The 15,019-nt window shown below is 28.3% G+C and carries 21 protein-coding genes and 1 tRNA gene; 3 read left to right on the top strand and 19 right to left on the bottom strand.

Annotated features, from left to right (window positions below; genetic code table 11):
* Positions 1–10 precede the first annotated feature (10 nt).
* The 17 genes from FBF02_RS01240 to mqnP all read right to left on the bottom strand — a co-directional run bounded on the left by FBF02_RS01240 (position 11) and on the right by mqnP (position 12,021).
* A complete protein-coding gene (locus FBF02_RS01240) occupies positions 11–349 on the bottom strand; it encodes a YraN family protein (protein ID WP_002851874.1) in 339 nt (112 codons plus the stop codon).
* Entirely contained in the window at positions 349–1,596 is a 1,248-nt protein-coding gene (locus FBF02_RS01235; RefSeq protein ID WP_002851705.1) for a homoserine dehydrogenase, read from the bottom strand. Before FBF02_RS01235 ends, FBF02_RS01240 begins: the two co-directional genes overlap by 1 nt.
* 3 nt (positions 1,597–1,599) lie before the next feature.
* Positions 1,600–2,802 (bottom strand): LL-diaminopimelate aminotransferase, encoded by a 1,203-nt coding sequence (locus FBF02_RS01230; RefSeq protein WP_002851675.1) that lies wholly within the window; start codon positions 2,800–2,802, stop codon positions 1,600–1,602.
* Between the two features lie 11 nt (positions 2,803–2,813).
* A complete protein-coding gene (locus tag FBF02_RS01225) occupies positions 2,814–3,620 on the bottom strand; it encodes a hypothetical protein (protein WP_002851994.1) in 807 nt (268 codons plus the stop codon).
* Complete coding sequence (locus FBF02_RS01220; protein WP_002851924.1) at positions 3,614–4,552, bottom strand: membrane protein; 939 nt, start codon at positions 4,550–4,552, stop codon at positions 3,614–3,616. Before FBF02_RS01220 ends, FBF02_RS01225 begins: the two co-directional genes overlap by 7 nt.
* Positions 4,545–5,228: a 23S rRNA (guanosine(2251)-2'-O)-methyltransferase RlmB gene (gene rlmB, locus FBF02_RS01215; RefSeq protein WP_002851944.1), complete on the bottom strand. Its 684-nt coding sequence runs from the start codon at positions 5,226–5,228 to the stop codon at positions 4,545–4,547. The genes FBF02_RS01220 and rlmB overlap by 8 nt, the downstream gene beginning before the upstream one ends.
* A gap of 13 nt (positions 5,229–5,241) precedes the next feature.
* Positions 5,242–6,066: a 16S rRNA (cytidine(1402)-2'-O)-methyltransferase gene (gene rsmI / locus FBF02_RS01210; protein ID WP_002851893.1), complete on the bottom strand. Its 825-nt coding sequence runs from the start codon at positions 6,064–6,066 to the stop codon at positions 5,242–5,244.
* Between the two features lie 2 nt (positions 6,067–6,068).
* Entirely contained in the window at positions 6,069–6,269 is a 201-nt protein-coding gene (rpmE, locus tag FBF02_RS01205) for a 50S ribosomal protein L31 (RefSeq protein WP_002851603.1), read from the bottom strand.
* A 78-nt stretch (positions 6,270–6,347) separates the two neighbouring features.
* Positions 6,348–7,004, bottom strand: coding sequence for a 16S rRNA (uracil(1498)-N(3))-methyltransferase (locus FBF02_RS01200; RefSeq protein ID WP_002851903.1), 657 nt, complete (start codon positions 7,002–7,004; stop codon positions 6,348–6,350).
* Between the two features lies 1 nt (position 7,005).
* The gene (locus FBF02_RS01195; RefSeq protein WP_002851635.1) at positions 7,006–7,413 is read right to left on the bottom strand and encodes a membrane protein; all 408 of its coding nucleotides are present in this window, start codon (positions 7,411–7,413) and stop codon (positions 7,006–7,008) included.
* A complete protein-coding gene (locus FBF02_RS01190; RefSeq protein WP_002851842.1) occupies positions 7,413–7,838 on the bottom strand; it encodes a cytochrome c in 426 nt (141 codons plus the stop codon). The genes FBF02_RS01195 and FBF02_RS01190 overlap by 1 nt, the downstream gene beginning before the upstream one ends.
* Positions 7,838–8,419 (bottom strand): 6-carboxytetrahydropterin synthase, encoded by a 582-nt coding sequence (locus FBF02_RS01185; protein WP_002858675.1) that lies wholly within the window; start codon positions 8,417–8,419, stop codon positions 7,838–7,840. The genes FBF02_RS01190 and FBF02_RS01185 overlap by 1 nt, the downstream gene beginning before the upstream one ends.
* Positions 8,416–9,159, bottom strand: coding sequence for a 7-carboxy-7-deazaguanine synthase QueE (locus FBF02_RS01180; protein ID WP_002851883.1), 744 nt, complete (start codon positions 9,157–9,159; stop codon positions 8,416–8,418). Before FBF02_RS01180 ends, FBF02_RS01185 begins: the two co-directional genes overlap by 4 nt.
* 2 nt (positions 9,160–9,161) lie before the next feature.
* On the bottom strand, positions 9,162–10,124 hold the full coding sequence (moaA, locus tag FBF02_RS01175) for a GTP 3',8-cyclase MoaA (RefSeq protein ID WP_002868437.1): 963 nt from the start codon (positions 10,122–10,124) through the stop codon (positions 9,162–9,164).
* A 12-nt stretch (positions 10,125–10,136) separates the two neighbouring features.
* The gene (locus FBF02_RS01170) at positions 10,137–10,652 is read right to left on the bottom strand and encodes a hypothetical protein (RefSeq protein WP_002851715.1); all 516 of its coding nucleotides are present in this window, start codon (positions 10,650–10,652) and stop codon (positions 10,137–10,139) included.
* On the bottom strand, positions 10,649–11,146 hold the full coding sequence (locus FBF02_RS01165) for a hypothetical protein (RefSeq protein ID WP_002851641.1): 498 nt from the start codon (positions 11,144–11,146) through the stop codon (positions 10,649–10,651). Before FBF02_RS01165 ends, FBF02_RS01170 begins: the two co-directional genes overlap by 4 nt.
* The gene (gene mqnP, locus FBF02_RS01160; protein WP_002851905.1) at positions 11,137–12,021 is read right to left on the bottom strand and encodes a menaquinone biosynthesis prenyltransferase MqnP; all 885 of its coding nucleotides are present in this window, start codon (positions 12,019–12,021) and stop codon (positions 11,137–11,139) included. Before mqnP ends, FBF02_RS01165 begins: the two co-directional genes overlap by 10 nt.
* A gap of 70 nt (positions 12,022–12,091) precedes the next feature.
* On the opposite strand from mqnP, the gene miaA reads away from it, so the two are divergent.
* Positions 12,092–12,961: a tRNA (adenosine(37)-N6)-dimethylallyltransferase MiaA gene (miaA, locus tag FBF02_RS01155; protein ID WP_002851982.1), complete on the top strand. Its 870-nt coding sequence runs from the start codon at positions 12,092–12,094 to the stop codon at positions 12,959–12,961.
* Here the strand turns inward: miaA and FBF02_RS01150 are convergent.
* Positions 12,947–13,510, bottom strand: a complete 564-nt coding sequence (locus tag FBF02_RS01150; protein WP_002851996.1) for a manganese efflux pump MntP family protein — start codon at positions 13,508–13,510, stop codon at positions 12,947–12,949. The two genes, miaA and FBF02_RS01150, sit on opposite strands and share 15 nt — an antisense overlap.
* 147 nt (positions 13,511–13,657) lie before the next feature.
* Between FBF02_RS01150 and FBF02_RS01145 the strand changes: the two genes are divergently transcribed.
* Positions 13,658–13,732, top strand: a tRNA-Glu gene (locus FBF02_RS01145).
* Between the two features lie 135 nt (positions 13,733–13,867).
* On the opposite strand, the gene FBF02_RS01140 is transcribed toward FBF02_RS01145, so the two are convergent.
* Positions 13,868–14,050, bottom strand: a complete 183-nt coding sequence (locus FBF02_RS01140; protein ID WP_002851904.1) for a hypothetical protein — start codon at positions 14,048–14,050, stop codon at positions 13,868–13,870.
* A gap of 267 nt (positions 14,051–14,317) precedes the next feature.
* On the opposite strand from FBF02_RS01140, the gene sodB reads away from it, so the two are divergent.
* Positions 14,318–14,980 (top strand): superoxide dismutase [Fe], encoded by a 663-nt coding sequence (gene sodB, locus FBF02_RS01135; RefSeq protein ID WP_002858676.1) that lies wholly within the window; start codon positions 14,318–14,320, stop codon positions 14,978–14,980.
* Positions 14,981–15,019: the final 39 nt, after the last annotated feature.

Here is a 15,019-nt window from a genome sequence, read left to right as displayed (position 1 = left end):
AAATATCAGCTTAAAAACTTATATTTTCGCAAAATTGTATCACATCATTTTTAATGCAAATCAGATCAATCTGAAAATCCGATGAAATTCCATTTTTAAGATGATAAAATTCTATAGTTTTTAAAATTTTTTCAAGTTTTTTTCTATCCAAACGCTCGGAAACTTCATAATCATTTTGAGTAAATTTAACCTCTATAAAATGTAAAATTTCATCTTTTTTGGCTATTATATCGATTTCTCCAAATTTAGAATGGAAATTTCTTTTTAAAATTTCAAAGCCTTGTTTTTTTAAAAATTTACAAGCCTTATCTTCCCCTAAAATTCCATCTAAATAAGCTTTTACACCCATTATTCTATACGCATCATAAAAGGCTTGGTTTTTATAAAATCTTGTTTGCGTAAAATTTCAAGCAAATTTTGTATGCTTTTTTCATAAGTTAAATGTGTAGTAAAAAACAAAGTACTGTAATTTTCATCATTTTTTTTAGGTTTTTGTAAAAAACTATCGATAGAAATATTATTTTCACTCATCAATTGTGTGATTTTAGATAAAATCCCTATTTTATCTTCAACTTTCACCCTTAAATAATATTTTGTATAAATTTCATCTTTGCTTAAAAGCTTGTATTCTAAAGTATTCACAAAACCAAGCATTGGTGCTTTTACCTGATCTCTTGCTATATCCATAAGATCTGAAATCACAGCACTTGCAGTGGCCTCTCCTCCTGCTCCTGCTCCATAATACAAACTTTCACCCAACAAATCTCCATTAATGCTTATAGCATTCATCACTCCATCAACTTTTGCAAGCATTTTTTCTTTATCTATCATAGTAGGATGCACCCTTAATTCTACTTTATTTTCACGCACCTTAGCTATACCTAAAAGTTTTATGGTAAATTCAAACTCATTAGCAAAATACATATCTTCAGGTGCAATTTCACTAATACCCTCGATCAAAATATCTTCAGGTTTAGCTTTAAGATTATAAGCGATACTTGATAAAACAAGCAGTTTATGTGCTGCATCTTGCCCTTCTATGTCAAAAGTTGGATCAGCCTCTGCATAACCTAAATTTTGAGCTATTTGCAAAGCTTGTTTAAAACTCATATTTTTTTGACTCATAGAACTTAAAATATAATTACTCGTACCATTTAAAATCCCTTTTATAGCCAAAATATTATTTGCACTTAAACCTTCTTTTAAAACCTTGATAATAGGAATTCCTCCAGCCACACTTGCTTCATAACCAAAAGCTAAATTTTTAGCCAAATTTTCAAGTTCATAACGATGATAAGCAAGCATAGCTTTATTTGCAGTAACAACAGCTTTTTTCTTTTTTAAAATTTCACTCACTATTTTAAAAGCTTCATCCACCCCACCCATTAATTCTACAAAAACATCTACATCAGCATTTAAAATTTCTGCAACGCTATGAGTAATTGGAATTAAAGCATTTTTTTTAGGACTTCTAGCAAGAGCGATCACAGGAGTTATGCTTTGCCCACATCTTGCACGAATGAGTTTATCATTTTCTAAAAGAAATTTAACCACCGCACTTCCAACAGTGCCATAACCAAGAATCGCTACTTTCATAACTTACTCTTTTAAATATTTTTTGATATTACGTGCAGCTTGGCGTATGCGATTTTCATTTTCAATTAAAGCAATTCTTACATACTCATCACCTGCTTCGCCAAAACCTACCCCAGGACTTACTGCAACACTAGCACGCTGTAAAAGTTGCTTTGAAAATTCTAAACTTTTTAAATGTCTTTTGCTTTCAGGGAGTTTTGCCCAAACAAACATACTTGCTCTTGGTTTTTGAAGTTTCCAGCCTGCATTTTCAAAAGCTTCAAGTAAAATGTGCATTCTTTTATCATAAGTTGCACGGATTTCATCTACACAAGTTTGATCTCCATCTAAAGCTATGGTAGCTGCTACTTGAATAGGTGTGTACATACCATAATCAAACCAAGATTTTATTTTTTTAAGCGCACTGACTAAGCGTTTATTTCCTACTACAAAACCCACGCGCCAGCCTGCCATATTGTAAGATTTTGAAAGAGTGTAAGTTTCTACCGCTACATCTTTTGCGCCTTCAATTTCCAAAATAGAAGGAGTTTTATAGTCATCATAAGTTAAATCTGCATAAGCAATATCTGAAATAATATAAAATCTTTCTTTTTTTGCCGTTGCTATCAATCTTTCATAAAAACTTTTCTCACAAGTTACTGTTGTTGGATTATGCGGGAAATTAACAACGACATATTTTGGACACGGGATGCTTTCATTTAAAGTTTTATGTAAATTTTCAAAAAATTGATTTTCATCAAGCTCAAATTTTTCATTATAAGCTAAAGGCATTTTTGCTACATTACCTCCTGCTATAATAAAAGCTTGAGTATGTATAGGATAAGCAGGAGTTGGCACAATAGCAACATCTCCAGGATTTATAATCGCTCTTGCAAGATTTACAAAACCCTCTTTTGAACCCATAGTAGCTACAACTTCATTTTCAGGATCTAGGTTGACATTATATTTTCTTTTATACCAATTACAAATTGCTAAGCGAAGTTTATAAATCCCCATGGATGTAGAATATCCCGAGGTTTTATCTTTGTTAGCACTTTCACAAAGTTTATCTATAATGTGTTGTGGAGTTTTACCATTGGGATTTCCCATTGAAAAGTCGATGATATCCTCTCCAGCACGTCTTGCTGCCATTTTTATCGCATTTACTTCTGCGAAAACATAATTTGGAAGTCTTTCTATGGTATTAAAACGGATTTCATCAAACATTTCTTAATCCTTTATTTTTTAAGTGTGATTTTTAAACCCCTGCGTATATTATCTAAACTATACATATCGCTTACAATAGCATATATAGCACCATTTGGAATAAGTTCTGAAAAATGATTATTTTTATTTTCGCTTTTTACTGCTTTAATTAGATTCAGATTTTTATCTAAAAAGAAGATTTTAGGAAACCAATTGTCTAAATCATTTGCATCAATAATCAAATTTGTAGCATTTTTTAAATCAAGCACATAGTCTTTAAGGGGCTTTTCTAATGATTTTGGAGTATTTAAATTAACATTTGTATTGGTTTTTAATACAGCATTGGAAAAATTTAAATCATATTCATAGTCATATACCCCAATACGCTTAATATTATTTATATAGACAGAATTTTCTTTTAAGAGATTGTAAAGCGTTCCAGGATCTAAAACATATTGAGATTCTACTTGTATGGTATAGTCAATATTTCCTTCTCTTAAAATCAAATCTGTAGGGATAAAATATATATATCCAGCATCTGTTAAAACATCGGATAAAATTTTAAAAAACATAACTTCATCAGCTTTTGCTTTAAAATTTAGTCTTAGACTTTGAGGATTTGATAGTGTTAAGGCAATTAAAGAATTGGTTTTTAATATTTGAGATATTTTTGCAATATCACAATTTCCATTATTATCTATGTAAGAATTATTTGAAAATAATAATTCTAGTTGAGAATTTTTACTAGGATTGTTTACTAAATTTTTTGCTAATTCAAGACTTGAGATTGCAAAAGATATATTAACCCAAAAAGTAAGAATAATAATTTTTTTTACCATTCTTTACCTTTATTTAATTTTACAAATTCAGCAGCTGAAATACTTGTAATTTTTCCATCTTTAATCAAGAAACGTTTTGAAATTCCTGCAGGAAATTTTTGTTCTTTATTTTCTTGATCAAACATTGTTAAAGCTGCAGCCCCTGTTAAAATTAACTGATCTTTATCTAAAGAAATATTAAAATCTTTTTCTTTAACAAAGCTTGTTTTTTTAAGGCTTTTTAAATCTATCAAACCTATCCAAATCTTGGTAGAGGTTTTAAAATGTGCTTCTTTTAAAGAATCAGTTTTTGGTGTATTTGTGTCTTCTTGGATTTGGGTATTTTTTTCTTCATCGAGTAGGGTTGTGTTATTTTCACTGATATTATTTTCTATGCTTATGTTTTTATCATTTTCTTGTAATGAGATGTTTTGGCTTGGTAAAACGCTCTCTGTTCGATTTGTTTCTTGTGCTTTATTGTTGTCTATAACAACAACATTGTTTCCACCTAAAGATTTTAAATTTTCTTGTGCTTGTCCTATGATATCTATAACTGTTGCACTAGTATTATTTTGTTCATCTTTGAAAAAAGTTTTAAGTGTATCAAAATAATAAATTCCACTTCCTATAATCACTAAAACAATAAGAACAATCAAAAAAGGCCAAGTGTTAAAGGATTTTTGACTATAAGCATCTAGTTTTGGGGTTATCATTTTTGATTTTGTTTGTGGAGTAGGATTGTTTTCGTTAAGATAAGCTTCATACTCTTCGTTAAAATCACTAAAGTCGAGTTCGTATTCTCTGCTCAAAATTTTAACAAAACCTTTAACATTAAAACGACTTAAAACAGCAAAATTCTTTTCTACTAAAGCTTCAAGAAAATCAAGTTCAATTTGCGTTTTTGCTGCAACTTCTTTTAAATTTAATTCTTGTATTTTTTTCCAATTAAGCATTTAACATCCTATCACAAAGTATTGCAAAAGCAGCGCTGACATTAAGACTATCAAAATTATTTTTCATCGCAATGCCCACACATTCATCGCATTTTTTTACAATTTTAGAGCTTAAACCAAAACCCTCACTACCCAAAACTAAAACTTTTTTACCATTGCTTATTTTTACACTGTGAATTTCTTTTCCCGAGCCATCACTCGCATAAAAATAAAAACCTACTTGTTTTAGTTCATTTATTACACTTAAAGCATCGTTGCTTATCACAATAGGTAAATCAAGAGCCGCTCCGCTGCTTGTGCGAATTACTCCTTCCATGGCTAATTTTTCACCAATAAAAATTAAAGCCCCAACCCCTAAAGCATAAGCTGTACGCGTGATAGCCCCTATATTTCCTACATCACTAATTCCATAAAGCATAACAATAAAATCATTTTTTTTGATCTCATTTAAATTTGCAAAAGAACTTTCTTTAATATCTAGCAAAAAACCTTGATGATTTCCACCTTTCGCATAAGCTTGAGCAGTTTTAAAATCAAGTTTTTTGATTTTAAAACCTGATTTTGCGATTTTGGAAAAAGTAATTTTATCACATTCTTTTGCTAAATAAAGCTCATTGATACAGTCTTTATGATATTCTAAAATATAAAAAAATATTTGCTTCCCATAAACTATCATATTAAAATTTTACCTAATCTTGACTTAAAAGCAGTTTTTGATAAATTTCTTTTGCATTTTTTCCATTGATCTTTGATAATAATTTTGCTTTTGCTTTTAAAGACAGCTCTAAATCCATAATATCTTTTTCACAAAGAGTATTTTGCAAAAAATTTTGCTCTTTTGATTGCAGTACTACAACCCATTCACCGTTTAAATTAGACTTTTTTAAAATTTCAGAAAGCTCTTTAGCATTGCCTTTAAATTTTTTTTCAAATTTTTTACTGATTTCTTTAATCAAAAAAATTTCTCTTTGGTTGTCTAGAATCATAATCTGTTCTACTAAAGATAAAATACGCTTGGGGGATTCGTAAATAATACTTGGATAAGGAAAGTTTAAAATTTTTTCTATATCTTTTTGTCTTTCTTTGCCTTTATTTGCTAAAAAACCAATAAAGATAAATTCTTTTTGACAAAATGCTGAGCTTACAAGAGCAACTAAGGCTGCATTTGCACCTGGTAAAATTTCATAGGTGATATTATTTTCTTGTGCAAATTCTACCAAAGCCTTGCCAGGATCACTAATCCCTGGCATTCCTGCATCGCTTAAATAAGCTACATTTTTTTCAAATATCTTTAAATCAATACTTGCTAAAACTTCTTTTTCATTATGGGAGTGTAAGGCTATAAATTTAGAAATATGTATATCAGTGTGAAATTTGGTATTTAATAACGAAATCAAAGACTTACTTACTCTTGTATCTTCGCAAAACACAAGATCGCAAGTCTTTAAAAGTTCTAAGGCTCTAAAAGAAATATCGCTTAAATTTCCTATGGGAGTAGGAATAAAATAAAGCATAATTATTGCATTGCGTATTTTTTCTTAAATTTCTCTACACGACCTGCAGCATCTACAATTTTTTCACTGCCTGTAAAAAAAGGATGGCAATTTGAACAAATATCTACTCTTAATTCTGCTTTGTTTGACTTTGTTGTAAAAGTATTTCCACAAGCACAACTTACTTTGCATTCTACATATTCTGGGTGAATTTCTTTTTTCATTAGTTTTCCTTAAAAATTAAAACAATAAGCCGTGATTATAAATTATTTAACATAAAAAAGAGATTAATTTAAGAAAAGTTAAAGCAAAATTTTTGAAGCTATAGCTATAATAGCTGTTTGACTTTTTAGAATATTAGAGCTTTTAAGAGAGATTTTCCGGTTAAACAATAATCTCTCATCATTGTTAAATCCACCTTCAGGACCTATAAAATATAATTCTTTTTCATCGAAATGACTTTGTTGTTCTCCTTGAAAATCAACCATAATTGCATTTGGAAATTTTTGAACAAATTCTTGAGTGCTTTGGTGGATAATTAAATCCATTTTAGTATTTCTACCGCATTGTTCACAAGAAGAAATAATGATTTTTTCAAATCTTTCTAAATCGATTTTAAAATTTCTTTGTGAAAAATTTGTAAAAACCAAATGTAACTTTTTTACTCCAAGTTCATTTAAGAAAGGTAGAGTTTTTTCTAAAATTTTAATATCTATAATGGCTAAGGCTAAGTTTAATTCACTTTGTTTTATATTTTGTGATTTTTTGTTTAAAAATTTTAAAGTGCAAGAATTTCTTGTTAAATTTGTGATTGTATAGTTGTAAAGAAAATTATCTTGTAAATTTCTAAGATTTAGCTCCGAATTTTCCTTTACTCTTCTTACTTTTAAATGGTTAAAGTTTTCACCTTGAAGTTGTATAAACTCTTCTCCAGCTTGCTTGTTATACAAAAATTGCATTTTATAGATATCTTTCTATTAAAAAAGGCAAAAACAATAAAAAAATTTCAAAAGGTAAAATCAAACAACTAATCCATCTAAAAGTGGCATATTTTCTAAATCTTCTTGCTTTTTTAAAACAAACAAAGTGAAAAATTGCTAAGGCAAAAATTAAGATCCAAGAAAAAATCATTACCCAGATATTGACATTCATTTGAAATTGTTTCATTGCTGATAACAAACAACCTGTAAAAATAATCAAAGCTAAAAATAAATAATAAATTGGTAAAAATAATCGTATTCTGCGAATAAAAATGAATTCGGTTTTAAAATTTCCTTGTGTTAGTATAAGATAAAAAAGCATTAAAAAACCGCTCGCATAAAGACTATAAAGATGTAAAGCTAAAAAGAATTCGTAACTTTGATCCATTATTTTCCTTTGTTTATAAAATCAGCTAAATTTTGAATTTGTTCATCACTTAAAAAACTATGGTTTTTATCTTTTATCGTTTTTATTTTTTGTATAAAAATTTTATTGCTCAAGGTTTTAATGGCCGTGCTGTTTTTAGGTTTTAATTCCCCTTTTTCTCCATGACAAGTGGCGCATTTTTGTTTATATAAAGAGTTGATAATACTAGGATTGACTTCATGTTCATCATTTGAACTTTGTGCTTCATCATCTACAGGTAAAGGCAGGTTGGAGTCACTTAATTCTGTTTTTTCATCGTTTTGTTCTATTTGGACTACTTCTTGATCTGTATTTTGAGTCTTGGAAATATTTTTTTCATCATTAGAACAGGCAGATAAAACTAATAAAAAAAAACTTAAGGCAATTAAAATTTTAGCTTTTTGCATTAAATCTCCTTTGGATTTATAAAAATTTCTTCATTTTTTAATTTGTTATAAAAATCTATATCATTCCATTCTGCTTTAATGCCATTGGAAAATTCTATGTCTTGAAGTGAAATTTTTGGCATTAGCTCACTATAGGCATCTTCTCTAAAACCTTGTGCATAGCCTGTTCTTGTTTCATGAACAATGATGCTTTGTAAAGTCACTCCTTGTTCTCCATTTACCATTTTTGTTTGTTTTAATAAAGCATCTATAAGTATGAAAAATACACGACAAAAATTTTCAGCACTTACATTAACAGGCAGGCAAATCCAACGACTTGAATATTTTTTCATTTCTTCTAAATATTTTGCGTCATCATATTTAAAAAGAGTGATAGCATGATCAAAACTATCAATAATTTGGCGTATATAGGTTTTTAAAAGTCCAAAATCATAGACCATTCCAGCATTATCTAAATATTTGCTTTCAAGTAAAACTTCAACTTTGTAAGAATGTCCATGAATGCTACTTTTGCAACGCTTAGAAGAACAAAATCTAACAATGTGTGCGTTTTCAAATTCAAATAATTTTCTTATAATCATACACCCTCTTTATCGTTCCAAAGACGAATATGAATTCTATCAGAATAATTATAACCATTCTTAATACAAAATTCAGCAATTTTTTGAGCATTTTTTTTAAGGTTTTGCTCATTTTCACCCATAGGCATACAAAAAATTTGATTTGGAGCTTCTTTTAGAATTTCATTGATTTCTAAAAATGAATTATCAAGAGTATTGGCATCTAAAACAAATTTATAAAAACTATCTTTTGCGTAATTTTTAAATGCTTTTAAAGCTTTAAAATTTAATCGTTTATCTTTTTTTATCCCACTATTTTGGAGTTTAACGCTTAAAGCAAAAATACATTCTTTGTAAAAAGGATATCTATCAAAATCAATTTCTATGCTTCCATTGCTTTCAAAGTGTATTTCGAATTTATTTTTTAATAACATTTGGATAAATTCTATAAATTCAGGATTTTCATAATGGATTAATGGCTCTCCACCTGTGATAACAACTATAGGATCAAAGTCTTTTTTTAATTTTATCACTCTTTTTAAAAGTTCATTAGCATTTAAAGTTTCATAACTTTCTTTAAAATCTTTTGTGAAAACAGCTCTTATCGTGTCACATCCAATGAGAGTTTTATCGTTTTTTGATATTTTTACATTAAAACCTAAACAGTTGAAATTGCAACCAGCAAAACGCATAAAAATAGCTAATTTTCCATTATATTTGCCTTCTCCTTGAATGCTTAAGAAACTTTCAACAAGTTGCAAAATTAACCTCCAGTTTGATAAAAAGCACGAGATGAGGTTTCATTATCAACAACACTCCATTTATTTTTTTCTGGTTTATTTCTTAATACTTCTTGTAATATTTCTACAGCGGCTTTAATATCACCTTTTCGAACCGCTTCTTTTATGCTTAATGCTTCATCAAAATAAAGGCAAGGTATTAACAAGCCTTCAGCACTTAAGCGTATGCGATTGCAAGAATCGCAAAATTCATGGCTATGAGGATCTATAATTCCAAATTCATAATCATCTGCCTTGTAAATACTCACAGGTGCTTTTTCATCTTTTTTTATAAGTTGAATTTGATATTTTTGACTCAAAATTTGTATAATTTCATCTCTTTTTAATCCTTGTAATTTACCATAAGCATGAGTATTTTCCATAAATTCTATAAAGCGAATTTGAGCTTTTTTTGATTTTGCAAATTCCAAAAGAGATATCAGTTCATCATCGTTTAAATTTTTAAGAGCTACAGTATTAAGTTTTACTTTCAAATCTAGATTTAAAGCTTCATCAATTCCAGATAAAACACTATCTAATACATCTTTTTGCGCAAGAGTTTTTGCTTTTTTGTGATCTAGGGTATCAAGTGAAATATTAAGTCGTTTAAGTCCAGCATTTTTTAGGTCTTTAGCAAAGTCTTTTAGTAAAAATCCATTTGTAGTTATAGCAAGGTCAATATCGCTTTTATAATCGCTAATCATTTTTATAAAAATACTTAAATCTTTTCTTAATAAAGGTTCCCCACCTGTTATACGGATTTTTTCAATTCCTTCGTCTATAGCTGCTTTAACAAATAAAAAAAGTTCTTCAAAGCTTAATAAATTTTCTTTTGGCTGATAATCGAAAGGAATTTTTGGCATACAATAAAGGCAGCGAAAGTTACATCTTTGTGTAACTGAAATTCTAAGATAATTTATCTTTCTACCGAATTGATCTATAAGCATTTATTTTCCATTCTATTTTATTAATTTCTTAAATTTTAAGACAAGTTCTACATTTCCAGTGCCAATGCGTAAATCTTTAGCGATTTGTTCTATGCTTTTTCCTTCTTTGAAAAGATTTTCTATTTTTTGTTCTTCTGTATCGTAATTTGGTGTAAGTTTAGCCATGCTTTGTGCTTTTTGTTCCAAATTTAAAAGACGATTTTGTTGTTCATTTTGAAAATCTTCTATGATATGTTCCATAGTTTTTAGTGTTCTTAAAACAGGAGTGATTTTTGAACTGATTTGTTTATCAAGTTCAATCATAATTTCTTCTTTTAAAAGAGAGGTTTTATAGTCTTCATCCTCTTCGCTATCATCTTTAACTCCTAATTCTTTACGAAAATAATGAAGTTCTTTGGTAATATCTTCTATCACATTTTGAAGTTTTGCTATTTTTGCATTATTTTCTCTTTCTTTGATATTCATGTAGGCTAGCATTGCAATTAAAAGCACAATTATAAAAACTAAATAAAGTACATCATCACTCATTCTTGGCCTTTCTTATTTCTTATCATATTTCTTTGGATTTCAACAACAAAAGCATCAAAAGCCATTTTGTCTTCAGGCTTAATTTTGATAATTTTTGCCAATGTTTGACTTTGAGCTTTGATAAAAATAGCTATTTTTTGATTATTTAAATCAAATCTTAAATAATATTCTTTATCTTCTTCTAAAATAGTATCCAAAAAATTTAGATACTCAAAATTTAAAGATTCTATTACCCCTTTTTGCTTAAGTGGTATAAGTTCTTTATTTTTATCTAAAGAATTTTCAAGTCTTAAAATATCTTCTTTTAGACTTAAAAGAAGATCAAAAATAATTTTTTCACCCTCGTCAAAATCAATGCGTAAAGCAAGTTTTTTCCATTTTAAAATTTGAGAAATTGCTCCAAGTTTTAGGTATTCTCCAAGAAAACGGTTATTTTCTATTTCACAACATTCTAAATGAGCTTCAAATCCTGCTTTAAAAAGTGCTAATTCCATAATAAATCAATCCAAATAAAAATAAAAAAGATAATACTTAAATAACCATTTAGAGTAAAAAATGCTCTATCAATATGAGCAAAATTCTTATGAACAATTTTATGTTCCAAGGCTAAAATAATACCGCTTATAATTACCCCAATAAGTGCTATTTTTCCAAGTGCTACACCCCAAACTTCCCACACAAAAAGAAGCCAAAATAATACCGCTAAAATATGGCAAAAAGATGATATAAATAAAGTAGCCTTTGAACCAAATTTAGCAGGAATAGAGTGAAGTCCTATTTTTTTATCATACTCCATATCTTGTAAAGAATAAAGCAGATCAAACCCAGCTGTCCAAAAAGTTACACCTAAACATAAAATAACGCTATAAATGTGAATTTCACCCATAATTATAACACTTCCTGCAATAGGCGCAAGTCCTAAACAAAATCCTAAAACTAAATGTGCTAAAGAACTAAAGCGCTTAAAAGCTGAATAAATAGCCAATACCAAAAGCACAGGAAAAGACAAATAAAAGGCCAAGGTATTAATAAAATAAGAACATGATATAAAAATAAGTGCATTAATAATGATAAAAATCCATACGCTTTTTCTACCTATTTTTCCACTGACATTAGGGCGATTTGCACAACGAGGATTATCCTTATCTATATCTTCATCCATTAAACGATTTGTAGCCATGGCAAAATTTCTTGCACTTACTGCACAAATAATGCCTAAAATCAACGCCTTAAAACCAAACCAAGCAGTGTCATTTGCAAGTTTTGATGCTACAATCATAGAGGAAAATAAAAAAGGCAAAGCAAAAATAGAATGCTTAAATACTACAAGTTCTAAAATATCTTTAAATTTTATCCAGAATGTGTTCATTTTTCTACTTTAAAATATTTTTTGCTATGATTTTACTAAAATTTTTATAAATTTTAGGATAAATATTAAAATGTTTTTTGAAATAGCATTAATAGGAACAACCGCGAGTGGAAAAACATACATAGCCAATACTTTAGCAAGAGAATTTAATGCTGTTGTTTTAAGTCTTGATAGTCTTTGTGTTTATAAAGAGATTAATATAGCAAGTGCCAAGCCTTCACAAGATGATCTTGCGAGTATAAAATACTTTGGGGTAAATTTATTGAGCGTGAATGAACATTTTAATGTTGAGTTATTCATAAGAGAATATCAAAAAGCAAAAGAATTTGCTTTAGCTAGAAATTTACCTCTAATTATAGTAGGTGGAACTGGATTTTATTTAAAAACTATGATAGATGGTTTAAGTGAAAAAACCTTAGAGTCAAAGAGTTCTTTAAATAACGATGAAATTTATGCTCTTTTATTAAATATTGATCCAAACTATAAAATAGAAAAAAATGATACTTATAGATTAAAAAAATGGCTGGGTATTTATGAACAAACAAGAGAAATTCCTAGTGAATTTTTAAAAAGAACACAAAAAACTGGGGTGCTTAAAGATATAGAAATTTATGAGCTTGCGTGGGATAAAGAAATTTTAAAAAAACGTATTAAAACTAGAACAAAAGAAATGCTTGATAATGGACTTTTAGATGAAGCAAAAATTCTTTTTTCTAAATTTGATCATAAACTTAAAGCATTAAATTCTATAGGTTTGAAAGAGTGTAAAGAATATTTAGATGGAGAAATTTCCTTTAAAGAGCTTGAAAATTTAATCACGATACATACTACACAACTTGCCAAAAGACAAAGAACTTTTAATAAAAAATTTCAAAGTAAAGCCTTGGAATTTGATAAAGCTTTAGCTACTTTAAGAATGAAATTTTCAATCGAAAAATAAATGTTCTATTAGAATTTTTACTCCTAGTATAATTAAAACCAATCCGCCTAAAAGTTCAGCTTTATTTTTAAGATAAATTCCAAATTTATTCCCTATTTTTAGAGCAATGATACATAAAATGAAGGTGATAATACCTATTAAAAATATAGCTAATAATAAATTTACATTTAAAAATGCAAAACTCACACCAACTGCTAGTGCATCGATACTCGTAGCAATTGCTAAAGCTAGCATGGTTTTAAAGCCAAATTGATTGGCATTACTATCGCAATTTTCATTTTCCAATGACTCTTTGATCATTTTTAATCCTATTAAAGAAAGTAAAATAAAAGCTATCCAATGATCAATACTCGCAATAAAAGATGCAAAAGTTATGCCTATAAAATAACCAATAGTTGGCATCAAAGCTTGAAATCCACCAAAATAAATTCCAACAATAAGATAATGTTTTAAATGTAGTTTTTTAACACTAAAACCTTTGCATAGTGATACAGCAAAAGCATCCATTCCTAAAGCACAGGATAAAAAAATAAGACTATAAAAATCCATAACAAATCCTAAAATTTTATAAAAAATTGAAGATGAAATTATAATCAAACAAAGATAAAAATCACATAATTTTGATATATTTAATTAAATTTTAAGAAATAAATATATATAATTCAATTTCATTTTTATTTTTTACTCCTTAAAAGTGGCCCATTCGTCTAGCGGTTAGGACATCGCCCTTTCACGGCGGTAACACGAGTTCGAGTCTCGTATGGGTCACCACTTTTTAATTTTTCTTTTAAAATAACAATTTTTTCATTTTTTCTATTGAAATTTAATAAATATTAATAATTTATTTTGTAGAATACGAATAGCTTTTGATATAAGTCTATTATAGACTTATATCAAGGCTGGGCATTATTGAGCTGGTGTTTGCTCTTTTGTTTTTTTGTGAGTTTTAGCTTCATGTTTTTTATCAGCTTTAGCTTTTGAATGATGAGCTTTTGTATGTGTTTGATTTACATCGCTTGGAGTATTAGCTGCAAAAACATTAGCTGCGAAAGCACCTAGTAATGCTGAGATTAGTACAACTTTTTTCATATTTTCCTCCTTATGAATAATTTTTAGTTGCAAATTAATTGTAATTATTAAAAATCAACAAATAGATATTTTTTGTAAAAATATTTCAAAAAAATATAATTTTTTATATATATTTAAATTATTATTAAAATATATTATAAATGTATCTTATTTTATTTAGATTAAATAAATAGAAATTTTACCCACTAAGCTTTTAAGATATTTTTACTCTTTTTAATATTATTATGGTAATATTTTCAATATCAAACTAAAAATAAAGGAGAAATTATGTTTGAATTAAGAAAATTACCTTATGATACCAATGCTTTTGGTGATTTTTTGAGTGCTGAAACTTTTAGCTATCATCATGGAAAACATCACAATACTTATGTTACAAATCTAAATAATCTTATTAAAGATACTGAATTTGCAGGTAAAGATCTTGTAAGTATTATCAAAACTTCAAATGGGGGCGTATTTAATAACGCAGCTCAAGTTTATAATCATGATTTTTATTTTGATTGCATTAAGCCAAGTACAGGCTGTGGCTGTGGCGGTTCATGTCAAAGTATAGATGCTAATTTACAAGCGGCACTAGAAAAAGAATTTGGATCTTTAGAAAATTTCAAAGCTGAATTTATCAAAGGCGCTACAGGAGTTTTTGGTTCAGGATGGTTTTGGTTAGTTTATAATACTAAAAATCAAAAACTAGAATTTGTAGGTACTTCAAACGCAGCTACACCAATTACTGAAGATAAAGTTCCTTTACTTGTTGTAGATGTTTGGGAACATGCTTATTATGTAGATCATCGCAATACACGCCCTGCTTATTTAGAAAAATTCTATGCTCATATTAACTGGGAATTTGTTGCAAAAGCTTACGAATGGGCTTTAAAAGAAGGCATGGGATCAGTTAGCTTTTATGCAAATGAACTTCACCCTGTAAAATAACTTTAATCCTTTTTGTGCTAGAATGGATTTTGACATTAA

Origin of the sequence: Campylobacter sp. CFSAN093226 (assembly GCF_012897595.1) — a bacterium.
GTDB classification, from domain to species: Bacteria; Campylobacterota; Campylobacteria; order Campylobacterales; family Campylobacteraceae; genus Campylobacter_D; species Campylobacter_D jejuni.
The sequence above is the reverse complement of the archived record's forward strand: the minus strand, read 5'-3'. Positions and strand labels throughout refer to the sequence as shown.

Bases quoted from the DNA above. Each gene is read 5' to 3' on its own strand.
- FBF02_RS01240 (WP_002851874.1), bottom strand. From the start codon at position 349: ATGGGTGTAAAAGCTTATTTAGATGGAATTTTAGGGGAAGATAAGGCT.
- FBF02_RS01235 (WP_002851705.1), bottom strand. From the start codon at position 1,596: ATGAAAGTAGCGATTCTTGGTTATGGCACTGTTGGAAGTGCGGTGGTT.
- FBF02_RS01230 (WP_002851675.1), bottom strand. From the start codon at position 2,802: ATGTTTGATGAAATCCGTTTTAATACCATAGAAAGACTTCCAAATTAT.
- FBF02_RS01225 (WP_002851994.1), bottom strand. From the start codon at position 3,620: ATGGTAAAAAAAATTATTATTCTTACTTTTTGGGTTAATATATCTTTT.
- FBF02_RS01220 (WP_002851924.1), bottom strand. From the start codon at position 4,552: ATGCTTAATTGGAAAAAAATACAAGAATTAAATTTAAAAGAAGTTGCA.
- rlmB (WP_002851944.1), bottom strand. From the start codon at position 5,228: ATGATAGTTTATGGGAAGCAAATATTTTTTTATATTTTAGAATATCAT.
- rsmI (WP_002851893.1), bottom strand. From the start codon at position 6,066: ATGCTTTATTTTATTCCTACTCCCATAGGAAATTTAAGCGATATTTCT.
- rpmE (WP_002851603.1), bottom strand. From the start codon at position 6,269: ATGAAAAAAGAAATTCACCCAGAATATGTAGAATGCAAAGTAAGTTGT.
- FBF02_RS01200 (WP_002851903.1), bottom strand. From the start codon at position 7,004: ATGCAATTTTTGTATAACAAGCAAGCTGGAGAAGAGTTTATACAACTT.
- FBF02_RS01195 (WP_002851635.1), bottom strand. From the start codon at position 7,413: ATGGATCAAAGTTACGAATTCTTTTTAGCTTTACATCTTTATAGTCTT.
- FBF02_RS01190 (WP_002851842.1), bottom strand. From the start codon at position 7,838: ATGCAAAAAGCTAAAATTTTAATTGCCTTAAGTTTTTTTTTATTAGTT.
- FBF02_RS01185 (WP_002858675.1), bottom strand. From the start codon at position 8,419: ATGATTATAAGAAAATTATTTGAATTTGAAAACGCACACATTGTTAGA.
- moaA (WP_002868437.1), bottom strand. From the start codon at position 10,124: ATGCTTATAGATCAATTCGGTAGAAAGATAAATTATCTTAGAATTTCA.
- FBF02_RS01170 (WP_002851715.1), bottom strand. From the start codon at position 10,652: ATGAGTGATGATGTACTTTATTTAGTTTTTATAATTGTGCTTTTAATT.
- FBF02_RS01165 (WP_002851641.1), bottom strand. From the start codon at position 11,146: ATGGAATTAGCACTTTTTAAAGCAGGATTTGAAGCTCATTTAGAATGT.
- mqnP (WP_002851905.1), bottom strand. From the start codon at position 12,021: ATGAACACATTCTGGATAAAATTTAAAGATATTTTAGAACTTGTAGTA.
- miaA (WP_002851982.1), top strand. From the start codon at position 12,092: ATGTTTTTTGAAATAGCATTAATAGGAACAACCGCGAGTGGAAAAACA.
- FBF02_RS01150 (WP_002851996.1), bottom strand. From the start codon at position 13,510: ATGGATTTTTATAGTCTTATTTTTTTATCCTGTGCTTTAGGAATGGAT.
- FBF02_RS01140 (WP_002851904.1), bottom strand. From the start codon at position 14,050: ATGAAAAAAGTTGTACTAATCTCAGCATTACTAGGTGCTTTCGCAGCT.
- sodB (WP_002858676.1), top strand. From the start codon at position 14,318: ATGTTTGAATTAAGAAAATTACCTTATGATACCAATGCTTTTGGTGAT.